We start from the raw sequence: 10,827 nt of genomic DNA, 5'->3' as shown, positions 1-10,827 counted from the left end.
TAGTTTTCGGACAACTTCTAAATATATGTTGGTAAGACTAGCGAAATGGTTTCACGATAACTGCAATAATTATAATTATCATCAATACTGTAACAACTTCATTTAAAACACGGAAATAAACATGAGTTTTTTTATTTAAGCCCATTGCAAAATTTTTTCTATGTATTACAAGCAGCCCATGAATTGCGAACATGAAAAGCAATGCTAATGCTTTTATGTGGAACCACCCCTCGCGGTATGCCTCTCTTATAACCATTAATGTGATGCCAAAACCAAGCGAAAAAAGCATTGCAGGATTTATGATAAATCTTAGAAGTCTTCTCTCCATTGTTTGGAGTAAACTGTCGCTTTCCGACCCTGGCTTTACAGCTGCGTGGTAGACATAGAGCCTTGGTAAATAGAGCATACCTGCCATCCACATAATGACAGAAATAACGTGAAAGGCCTCAAGCCAGTGGTAATAGTCCATGCAGATATTGTTACAAAATGTTAAAAATTTCTGATATTATCTGAGTTTAATAAAAAAGAAATCGATATGAAAGAAGAAAATTTCACTAAAGAACAGGTGATTGGATTCTACAGGAAAATGCTACTCATACGCAGATTTGAGGAAAAAGCAGGACAATTATATGGGATGGGATTAATAGGCGGATTTTGTCACCTGTCAATAGGGCAAGAGGCAGTTGCAGTTGGGACTCATGCTGCGTCAAAACCTGGTGATGCTTTTGTCACAAGTTATAGAGATCATGGTTTAATGCTTGCATGTGATTCTGATCCGAATGTTGTAATGGCAGAACTAACCGGTAAAGAAACGGGGTGTTCAAAGGGTAAAGGTGGTTCAATGCATATATTTGATATTGAAAAAAAATTTTTCGGTGGACATGGAATAGTAGGTGCACAAGTTCCAATTGGCACAGGAATAGCATTTGCTAATAAGTATAAGAAAAAAGATAACGTAGTATTCACATATTTTGGCGACGGTGCTACCAATCAAGGGCAAGTGTATGAATCGTTTAATATGGCATCTGTGTGGCAGTTGCCTGTGGTTTATATTATAGAGAATAACGAATACGCGATGGGTACTTCTGTACAAAGATCAACTTTAGTAACTGAGCTATACAAAAGGGGGGAAAGCTTTGGTATTCCTGGAAAGCAGGTCGATGGCATGGATTTCTTTTCTGTTTATGAAGCTACAAGTGAAGCAGTTGAGCACGTCCGTAGCGGGAAAGGACCTATCCTGCTTGAAATGAAGACATATCGATATCGCGGTCATTCAATGTCAGATCCTGCTACTTATCGTTCGAAAGAAGAAGTTGAGGATATGAAGCAAAATCATGACCCTATAAGCACTTTAAAGAAGTACATGATAGATAATAAGATCGCTTCAGAGGAAGAATGCAAGGCAATCGACAAGGAAGTACGTGATTTAGTAAAAAAGTCGGAGGATTTTGCCAAGAATAGCAAAGAACCAAATATTAATGAGCTGTATACTGATGTTTACAAATCTGTTAAAATTGGGAGTGTTAAATAAACTGTGTCAAACCTCCATTTTTTATATCAATTTATTACTTTTCTTTTCGGTTTGACACAGTTTATTTAACACTCCCAAGTTTCGTCGATATGCAAAATCTCACTTCTGCTTATTTCTTGCTCATACGTTTTTTTACATTTTGATGCAACTCTGGATTCGCTATTTGACACACTGCCAACACTTATGTTCAAGTTGAACATGTATGCTAGCTACTTCACGCTTTGAATTTTTGTAAAACCCGCTCAACGCTGCAATTATCGATTTAACTTTTGGCCCAAATGTACCTGATGTAACGCCTTCTGGTAACTTGCTACTTCTTCTTTTTCCACATTTCCTACAACGACCATGTTCTACCTCACTACGTACGGCTTGATTTCCGGAAGATCAACTTTTTGATGAATGTATGGTTTTTTACATATTGCAATCTCTCCTCCACATTCACAAGTAGATGTGAACTTCACCTTTATCACCTCATCTGCATCCATTTTAGCTCCCCTTTGTGTCCAATCTGACCACCAATGTTCCTTTTGCTTTTTGGCTTGTCCTTTTTTATTTTGTACAGTTCTTTTGAACTGGGCAGAGATGAATTTTTCGAACTTAAACCCAGCCTTTCCTTTAACTCAGCATTTTCTATTTTCAGAGCCTTATTTTCTGCTTTGAGACTTTCATTCTCTCTTTCCAATCTTTCTATTTTTGCTTCTAGCTTTTCTATTTTACGCTCTAGATTTTTGCAAAGTTCTTCAAGATCAACCATATTGCCTCTCGTTTATTCTATGATTATCTTTTTACCATCCCTTGTCTATCTGTTTTGCCATTCTCCTGAACGTATACAAGAAAGCTATTAAGTATAGATTTTACGAAATTTTTATGGTGCTAGACCATAAATTAAGGCGAATAAGAACCTTATTATATTATGTAGATTCGGAATTATGCTTTATTTTCATATTTATATCTTGATCTAGTGCAACTAGTAAGTTAAGCAAGTATTCTAAAGAGAACCCTTCAATTTTTGACTTATTAATTTGAGATACCTTAGGTTGATCAATCTTTAGGGCAGTTGCTGCTTTTTTCTGCGTTCTGTATCTCTTATTTATTAGTCGTGCAACAACCTTTATTAATTTCAGTTTTGTATCTTTTATGTCACCCAGCTCTATCACTATGGGATAACTTAGTTGTAAATTTTGCATAATGACAAACTTCCTTATAAAAAAGTTACTTTAATTTTTCTTCTTTAAATAGCACATGCTTTCTAACTACTGGGTCATACTTTCTAAACTCCAATTTTCTAGTAAGCTTTTTTGGGTTGCGTTTTTTATATAAAAATAACTTGTCAATTTCTTTTCACCAGTGCTTGTTATTTTGGTTGCGCTGCTAACTAGCTTAACAAGCAAAGAGGCATTCTTTTTTGCCATACTTAGTATAATAATCTAAATTCTGTGTAAGTTTTATTACATGAAACGCTAAAAGTCAACCATTTTGTATCTTTAAGCGATGTAAATTACAAATATATTGCAAAATTCTTGACAGTCAGCAGTGTACTAAGTAGCATAAAGTTAGTCTCAGAACAAATGCAAACGGTAAATAAGTGGCAAATAGTGGTAAAAGATTACTATTAATAGAAAACTCTATCTGCTCTGATGAGGTAAGAGTTGCTTTGTCAGTCAATAACAAGGTTATAGAGTTTGAGCAGGAATTCAAAGAAAAGAGGCAGTTAAGAGGTAATATATACGTTGCCCATGTAAGGCGTATAGAGCCCTCTTTGCAAGCTGTATTTATTGAATATGGGAAGAATAAGCAGGGTTTTTTATCTTTTTCTGAGATATCTCTGGATTATTTTAATATTCCAGAAAAGGAAAAGGAAACTTTCTTTGAGAGCTATTCAAGTGATGATTGTACAGAGAGAGGTGACAACGCATCAGCAAATGTTTCTTCAGATTCTACAGCCAGTAAGAATGCTAATGAGTCCGGTAATGGTTTTGTAAGAGAGGTATCTTTATACAAGAGGTACAAATTACAAGATGTTATTTCGATCAATCAAAGAATGTTGGTTCAGCTAACTAAAGAGGAACGAGGTAATAAAGGGGCTTCATTTACAACATACATAACTTTAGTGGGTAGGTATTGTGTTTTCATGCCAAATTCCATGAGCAAAGGTGGAGTGTCCCGCAGAATTGAAGATGATAATGCTAGAAAGCAGTTAAAGGATATACTGAGTTCAATAGAATTACCAAAAAGGTCAGGTTTAATAATAAGAACCGTTGGTTCGGGGAAAAGTAAAAAAGAAATTGAGCAGGATTACAATTATTTATATTCGTTGTGGCAGAATATTCAAGAAAATGCTTCCTCTGTAAGTGTTTCGTCATTGATTTATAACGAAACAGACCTGATTATGAGATCTATTCGTGATTTTTGTAGCAATGATGTACAAGTTGTAGTATCTGGAAAAGAAGCTTTTGAAGCAGTGAGGCAATATGCTAAGAATACATTAAAAGGTAGTAAGTTGCGTTATAGGTTGTATAGAGGTTTTGTTCCAATCTTTACTTACTACGGAATCGAAGATCAAATTTTTTAGTTATATAGCAATAGGGTAAAATTGCCGTCTGGTGGGTCTTTGATAATAACTTTGACTGAGGCGTTTGTTTCGATAGATGTAAACTCAGGAAAAATGACAGGGGAAGATAGTATAGAAGAAACAGCCTATAGAACCAATATGGAAGCAGTACCTGAAATATCAAGGCAGTGAATTTGAGAGGCTTGTCAGGATTAATAGTGGTCGATTTTATTGATATGTTGAGGTATCAGTATTGTAGAGCTGTTGAGTTTGCTATTAGGCAAGCATTTAAGGATGATAAGGCTAGAGTTCAGTTTAGCTACATAAATGACTTTGGTCTCATGGTATTTTCAAGGCAAAGGATTAAGCCAAGCATACAGGAAATTAACACTACAGAATGTTTACACTGTAAAGGAGTTGGAAAGGTAAAATCAAATGAAGTAATTGTTGCATCAATATTGAGAGACTTGCAACACGTTGCTAGTAGAAATCGTAATAGATCATTTGATTTGGCAGCACATGGTTCAATTATAGCACATATTTTTAATAATAAGCGAGATACAGTTTCTACAATCGAAAAACAGTTTAATATTAAATTAAGCGTTAGTGCTGATAACAATTTGAGTATAGATGCATTCATTTTAACACGGGGAGATGACGTTAATGTAAGTGATTGTAAACCATTGCAAAACTCTGGTTACAGTATTGAGGGCAGCAACAATGAAAAAGCTGATAATTCTGGTGGATTGCAAAACAACTTTTGGTTGACTAGGTGGCTTTCACGCCTTTTGAGTTCTAACAGCTAACTAGAAATCCTAAACAGGACTTGTAATTGATGAGTTTCATACTTATATATTCTTATATCAAGTAATATTTATAAGGGAGTATTCATTATGAGAAGAGCAATAGGTATAGATCTTGGAACGACAAATTCTTGTGTTGCGATAATGCAAGGCAAGGATACAAAGGTAATAGAAAATAAAGAGGGGGCGAGAACTACTCCATCTATAGCTGCATTTACTTCATCAGGAGAGAGGCTGATTGGTGCTCCTGCAAAAAGACAAGCAACCACAAATGCAAGTAATACCTTTTTTGCTACTAAGAGATTAATAGGCCGTCAATATAGTGATCCTGAGATAAAAAATCTAAATGTGCCGTATAAAGTGTTTGCAGCAAAAAGTGGTGATGCATGGGTTAAAACGACTGATAATAAAGAATACTCTCCTAGTCAAATTGGTGCATTTATACTACAAAACATGAAAGAAGCAGCGGAGGCTTATCTTGGAGAAGAAGTAAAGGATGCTGTGATAACAGTACCGGCGTACTTCAACGACTCTCAGCGCCAAGCAACAAAGGATGCAGGAAAAATTGCTGGATTGAATGTACTTAGAATTGTTAATGAACCGACTGCTGCAGCACTTGCTTATGGTCTCGATAAGAAGCATGGGCACACAATAGTAGTATATGATCTTGGTGGTGGTACATTTGATGTTTCAATACTTGAAATAGGTGACGGAGTTTTTGAGGTAAAGGCTACGAATGGTGATACTCATCTTGGTGGTGAAGACTTTGATAATGCAGTAGTAGGTTATCTACTAGATGAGTTCAAAAAAAGTAATGGTATGGACTTGAGAAATGATCCTATGGCTATGCAGAGGATCAAAGAAGCCGCGGAGAAGGCAAAAATCGAATTGTCAAGTGCAATGGAAACGGAAATAAATCTGCCGTTTATTACAGCTGATGCGAGTGGTCCAAAACACTTAAATATGAAATTAACGAGGGCGAAACTTGAAAACTTAGTGAATGATTTAATTGAAAGGACTATGGTTCCTTGTAAAAAAGCTCTTGAAGATGCTGGTTTGTCTGCTAGTCAGATTGGTGAAGTGGTGCTTGTTGGCGGGATGACTCGTATGCCAAAAGTAATAGAGAAAGTCAAAGAATTTTTTGGCAAAGATCCGCATAGAGGAGTGAATCCCGATGAAGTTGTGGCAATTGGGGCTGCAATACAAGCAGGAATCATTCAAGGTGACGTGAGAGATGTGTTATTACTTGATGTGACTCCACTTTCTCTGGGTATTGAAACTTTGGGGGGAGTGTTCACTCCACTTATTGAGCGTAATACTACGATCCCTACTAAAAAATCTCAGGTGTTCTCGACTGCAGAAGATAACCAAACCGCTGTTACCATTAAGGTGTATCAAGGTGAAAGGAAATTGGCAGTTGACAATAAGCTGCTTGGTCAGTTTAGTTTGGAAGGGATACCGCCTGCTCCTCGTGGGGTTCCTCAGATTGAAGTGACATTCGATATAGATGCAAATGGAATAGTGCATGTTTCTGCGAAAGATAAAGCTACTGGAAAAGAGCAGAAAATACGTATTCAGTCTTCAGGCGGTTTGTCTGAAGATGAAATAAATCGTATGGTAAAAGAGGCTGAAGAAAAAGCGCAAGAAGATGAGAAGCGCAAGAAATTTATTGAGGTGAGGAACCAGGCGGACAGCTTAGTCCACTCTACAGAAAAGTCTCTGAAAGAGTACGGCGATAAAGTTTCACCAGAAGATAAATCTGCTATTGAAAATGCAGTTAATGAGTTAAAAGAAGCTAGCAAGTCTGATAACATTGATGACACTGATTCAATGCAGGAGAAAGTTACTAATCTCTCTCAATTATCTATGAAACTTGGAGAAGCTATGTATAAGGAGTCCCAGCAGCAACAAGGTGAAGAAGGTTCCGCTGGTTCATCCACAACAAATAATGAGAAAGAAAAAATAGTAGATTCTGATTATCAGGAAATAGATAATAAAGAAGAGAATAAATAGTTATATATTATGTGAAGGAGCAGTATGTACTGCTCCTTTAACAAAGATGGATATTATTAAAACGATAGAAGAAAAAATACGCAGTTCAATAGATGTAATTGATATTGATATTATCGATGAGTCCATAAAACATGCAGATCATTATTTTGCTGCATATTCGACATTACTTTCACATATTAAACTAATATTGGTATCTAACAGCTTTATCGGAATGAGCGCCTTAAAAAGGCACAAGTTGATTTATGAGTTGCTAAAAAGCGAGATAGAGCAAGTACATGCAATTTCTCTTCACTTGTATACGCAAAGCGAATACAATTCAAAAAATAAATAATGAAAGCGTGAAGGAAGAATCTTTATTGGTTAAAGCGGGAAGGAAATTTAATGACTATAAAGGTTCTATGAACCCACCGGTTTATCATTCTTCTACCATATTATTTCCCACTTACAAGGACTACTTAAATGCAGCAAATGGGGATAGTATATACGATATAATCAACGATGATGTTGCAAGGGATTGTAGTTATAGTAGCGTTGGTACTCCCACTGTTCATTATCTTTCAAATGCACTTGCTGAAGTTGAGGGTAGGGGACAAGCATTAATCTATCCTTCCGGGTTGCTTGCGCTTACTTTTGCTATTCTGACTTTCGCTAAGGCAGGTTCGCATGTTTTAATTCAAGATAATAGTTATTACCGACTTAGGAGATTCGCTGAAAATGAGCTACCAAAGAGAGGGGTAGAAGTAACTTTCTATGATCCAACACAGGATATAGCTGATTTGATTCGGAGTAACACTTCATTGATAATGATTGAGACTCCTGGTTCTGTAACATTTGAAATTTCAGACATAGAGCATATAGTAAAAGTTGCTAAGGAACATGAAATCGTAACCGTTTGTGACAATTCGTGGGCGACTCCTTTGTTATTTAAGCCACTTGATTATGGAATTGATGTTGCGCTGTATGCAGTTACAAAGTATGTAGCTGGTCACTCAGATTTACTGATGGGAGCTATTATTGCTGAAGGTGAAATTTTTAAATCGCTTTATGAGAGCTATAAAAATTATGGAGTAACCGTTCAATCGCACGATTGTTATCTTGCACACAGAGGACTTAGGACATTGCACACACGCATGAAGAGGCATCAAAGCACAGCAATAAGAGTAGCAAAGTGGTTGGAACAACACTCAAAAGTCAAAAAAGTTTTATATCCAGCACTTTCTTCCCATCCTCAGCATAAATTGTGGAAAAGTTACTTCAAAGGTGCAAGTGGTGTATTCAGTATAGTATTGAATAGAGAATATTTACGTGAAGAGCTAAGCTATATGGTTGATAATATGAAAATTTTTAGCATAGGTGCTTCTTGGGGAGGGTGCGATAGCTTAATATTACCAATAGATCGTAAATCTATGTCAAGGTCTGTGATGAATTCAGGTTATGATGGAAGTTTCGTGCGAATTTTTTGTGGACTAGAAGACCCTGAAGATTTAATCTCTGATTTGGATGCTGCGCTAGAAAGATTACCATGTTTAGACTCTCAAAACAATGAAGTAGGGCATGGAACTAAGAGAATTACTGCACGGCATTATTGATGTTAACTTTGATATTGAAATCAAAGGTGTCACGTGTAATCCCAAGAGAGTCAAAGAAGGCTACCTTTTCGTTTGTGTGTCTACGGCGTCATTCCAGCGCATGACGCTGGAATCTAGAAAACCAGCATGTATCCATATCCTTCCTACTGGATCCCAGTGTCATGCTACTCGGATGGCAAAAGGAGCCCTAATCTTCCATCCAAATCCTCAAGAAATATACAGTGAAATAGTCAGCAGGTTTTATCAATTCAAACAGCCAAAACATGTTGCTGCCGTAACGGGTACAAATGGTAAAACTTCAGTGATAGAATTTTGCCGCCAGATTTGGTACAACGCTGGCTATAATGCTGCGTCTATTGGAACGCTTGGAACATGTGTCAATAATGAAAGAGGAGATAATAACAGTAGCCTTACTACCCCAGATGCAGATGACCTTTATACAGCATTACGTGATATAAATAATAAAGACGTGGAGCACTTAGCGTTAGAAGCTTCGAGTCATGGAATTGATCAGTACAGAATGCATGGGTTGAAGCTAACTACCGCGGCTTTTACTAATTTCTCACAAGATCATTTGGATTATCATAAGAACATCAATGAGTATTTTAAGGCTAAGAAAAGGTTGTTTTACGAGGTACTACCAGCAGGAGAAACAGCAATTTTAGATGAGGATATAGATGAATTGTTTAAGGTAGCTGAAAAACGTGGCAACAAAATTATCACCTATGGAAGAACAGGTTCCGATATTGCTTTGTTAAAGCAGATACCCACCTCCAATGGTCAACATCTTACAATTGAAATTGGTGGTAAAATTTATGACACATTTTTTCCAGTTTTGGGGCAATTTCAAGCATATAATCTGTTGTGTGCAATTGGTATAGTTATTTCATCTGGGGTAGATTATCGGCAGATGTGTATAGGTAAACTCGTTTCTCCACCGGGAAGAATGGAAAAAGTAAAATCTTTTGCATTTGTGGATTACGCGCACACTCCAAGTGCACTTAAACAGGCTCTATTGTCTTTGAAATGGCACTGCAACAAAAAAATAGTTTTAGTTTTTGGTTGTGGTGGAAATCGCGATCAAATAAAACGTGCAGAAATGGGTAAAATAGCACAAATGCATGCAGACAGAGTGATAATCACGGATGATAATCCGCGTGATGAAGATCCTGCAAAAATTCGTCATGATATTTTACTACATTGCCCTAGTGCACTGGAGATAGGAAATAGAAAAGAGGCTATAGAGAAAGGTATAGATATTGCCTATACCGAAGGTATGGTTCTGCTAGTTGCAGGAAAGGGGCATGAAAAATCCCAAATCGTGGGCAGCCAAGCTTTAGAGTTCAGTGATGTTGAGGTTATAACAAAAAAATGTTGAGCTGAGCGAAGCCACCTAAAATAGAAGATGGATCAGGAAGGATGACTGTATAATAAAATACTTGTGTAGAATGTTTTAATCTTCGTAGATATTTTCTCTGTGTCTTATTCCGGTAATCATTACCATACGTTCCAACTCGTTTACTCGATATAACACGATACTCGTATTCTACGATGTCCCTTAAGCTCACCTAATAACGCTTTCCCAACTTTATCAGGAGAATCTGAAAGACGATCTTTTATAGCTTCTTTAACTCTTGACTTTATTGTTTTTGGAAGGTTTGGAAGATCATCATAGACTACATTCTCTTCATAGTAGATTGAGTATTTATTCCCAATTGATGTCTTCATGCCTAATGAATTTTGCATTTGGAACATCGCGTTTAATAGCAAGTTTTAATAGCGCTATATCTTCATCAGAGCGGATGCAAATCCACTTGACTTAAAATGGAAAAAGTATTTTGATAAAAGAGTAAACGAACAAAAATGTTAGCAAGCTCTTTTTCAAGAGAAGGTTCTCTACTGTTGGTGTCACCACTAAAAAAAATGCTGTTTTCTGAGGAATCATGAAAGATAAGCCGGTTCGAAATAAAAAGAACTTAGATAAGGGGCTCAAGCGTAGTGTGGGGAAACCCGCATGCTGCGTTTCTAAGGGAGGGAGTAGTAGTAATACTACTTCCTTACCTAACCAGGTCGCTAAAACCAAAGGCTTTGAAAAACGCGCTCAGTACTACGCTGCCAAAGCTTATTCAAGACAGGCCGATAAGGGTGATCAGTACCAAGATCTTAAAGAGATTATCTTCATTGCTATAGCAGATTGTATTCTATTTCCTGATAAGTCTGAGTATAAATCAAAGCACACTATTCGAGATGAAGATACCAATGAACATGATTTAAAAGATTTTTATTTTACATTTATTGAACTGCCAAAATTTCCAAAAACGAAGGAAGATCAGTTGGAAA

Annotated in this window: 9 protein-coding genes and 3 pseudogenes; 7 read left to right on the top strand and 5 right to left on the bottom strand. The window is 36.7% G+C overall.

The genetic code is table 11. From position 1 onward, the window contains the following. Nucleotides 1-37 precede the first annotated feature (37 nt). Complete coding sequence (gene hemJ / locus HET73_RS03665) at nucleotides 38-469, bottom strand: protoporphyrinogen oxidase HemJ (protein ID WP_174134032.1); 432 nt, start codon at nucleotides 467-469, stop codon at nucleotides 38-40. A 66-nt stretch (nucleotides 470-535) separates the two neighbouring features. Here hemJ and pdhA point away from each other — a divergent pair, with 66 nt between their 5' ends. After that, nucleotides 536-1,531, top strand: coding sequence for a pyruvate dehydrogenase (acetyl-transferring) E1 component subunit alpha (gene pdhA / locus HET73_RS03660; protein ID WP_174134031.1), 996 nt, complete (start codon nucleotides 536-538; stop codon nucleotides 1,529-1,531). Nucleotides 1,532-1,608: 77 nt separating this feature from the next. Here pdhA and HET73_RS03655 read toward each other — a convergent pair. From HET73_RS03655 to rpmG, 3 genes and pseudogenes are all read right to left on the bottom strand, one after another. Next, nucleotides 1,609-2,285: pseudogene (locus HET73_RS03655) on the bottom strand (DUF6444 domain-containing protein); the annotation flags it as partial. 157 nt (nucleotides 2,286-2,442) lie between these two features. Next, nucleotides 2,443-2,718, bottom strand: a complete 276-nt coding sequence (locus tag HET73_RS03650) for a helix-turn-helix domain-containing protein (protein ID WP_174134030.1) — start codon at nucleotides 2,716-2,718, stop codon at nucleotides 2,443-2,445. 25 nt (nucleotides 2,719-2,743) lie between these two features. After that, a pseudogene (rpmG, locus tag HET73_RS03645) lies at nucleotides 2,744-2,943 on the bottom strand (50S ribosomal protein L33). 173 nt (nucleotides 2,944-3,116) lie between these two features. On the opposite strand from rpmG, the pseudogene HET73_RS03640 reads away from it, so the two are divergent. The 5 genes and pseudogenes from HET73_RS03640 (at nucleotide 3,117) to HET73_RS03620 (ending at nucleotide 9,865) form a co-directional block, all read left to right on the top strand. Continuing rightward, nucleotides 3,117-4,888, top strand: a pseudogene (locus HET73_RS03640) (Rne/Rng family ribonuclease). Nucleotides 4,889-4,975: 87 nt separating this feature from the next. Further along, a complete protein-coding gene (gene dnaK, locus HET73_RS03635) occupies nucleotides 4,976-6,898 on the top strand; it encodes a molecular chaperone DnaK (protein WP_174134029.1) in 1,923 nt (640 codons plus the stop codon). A gap of 46 nt (nucleotides 6,899-6,944) precedes the next feature. After that, a complete protein-coding gene (locus HET73_RS03630) occupies nucleotides 6,945-7,229 on the top strand; it encodes a BolA family protein (protein ID WP_174132954.1) in 285 nt (94 codons plus the stop codon). 7 nt (nucleotides 7,230-7,236) lie between these two features. Next, nucleotides 7,237-8,487: a cystathionine beta-lyase gene (gene metC, locus HET73_RS03625; RefSeq protein ID WP_174132955.1), complete on the top strand. Its 1,251-nt coding sequence runs from the start codon at nucleotides 7,237-7,239 to the stop codon at nucleotides 8,485-8,487. Then, nucleotides 8,453-9,865 (top strand): Mur ligase family protein, encoded by a 1,413-nt coding sequence (locus HET73_RS03620; RefSeq protein ID WP_174134028.1) that lies wholly within the window; start codon nucleotides 8,453-8,455, stop codon nucleotides 9,863-9,865. Before metC ends, HET73_RS03620 begins: the two co-directional genes overlap by 35 nt. Nucleotides 9,866-10,005: 140 nt before the next feature. Here the strand turns inward: HET73_RS03620 and HET73_RS03615 are convergent, their stop codons facing one another. Next, nucleotides 10,006-10,233 (bottom strand): type II toxin-antitoxin system RelE family toxin, encoded by a 228-nt coding sequence (locus HET73_RS03615; protein ID WP_246209953.1) that lies wholly within the window; start codon nucleotides 10,231-10,233, stop codon nucleotides 10,006-10,008. Nucleotides 10,234-10,430: 197 nt separating this feature from the next. On the opposite strand from HET73_RS03615, the gene HET73_RS03610 reads away from it, so the two are divergent. Beyond that, the coding region (locus HET73_RS03610; RefSeq protein WP_174134027.1) for a PD-(D/E)XK nuclease family transposase at nucleotides 10,431-10,827 on the top strand (397 nt) is incomplete at its 3' end.

Source organism: Wolbachia endosymbiont of Atemnus politus (assembly GCF_013309895.1).
The sequence above is the reverse complement of the archived record's forward strand: the minus strand, read 5'-3'. Positions and strand labels throughout refer to the sequence as shown.

What these genes read in the sequence shown, in the direction of transcription:
- HET73_RS03650 (WP_174134030.1), bottom strand. Translation starts at nt 2,718, where the DNA reads ATGCAAAATTTACAACTAAGTTATCCCATAGTGATAGAGCTGGGTGAC.
- HET73_RS03615 (WP_246209953.1), bottom strand. Translation starts at nt 10,233, where the DNA reads ATGCAAAATTCATTAGGCATGAAGACATCAATTGGGAATAAATACTCA.
- dnaK (WP_174134029.1), top strand. Translation starts at nt 4,976, where the DNA reads ATGAGAAGAGCAATAGGTATAGATCTTGGAACGACAAATTCTTGTGTT.
- HET73_RS03630 (WP_174132954.1), top strand. Translation starts at nt 6,945, where the DNA reads ATGGATATTATTAAAACGATAGAAGAAAAAATACGCAGTTCAATAGAT.
- HET73_RS03620 (WP_174134028.1), top strand. Translation starts at nt 8,453, where the DNA reads ATGGAACTAAGAGAATTACTGCACGGCATTATTGATGTTAACTTTGAT.
- pdhA (WP_174134031.1), top strand. Translation starts at nt 536, where the DNA reads ATGAAAGAAGAAAATTTCACTAAAGAACAGGTGATTGGATTCTACAGG.
- hemJ (WP_174134032.1), bottom strand. Translation starts at nt 469, where the DNA reads ATGGACTATTACCACTGGCTTGAGGCCTTTCACGTTATTTCTGTCATT.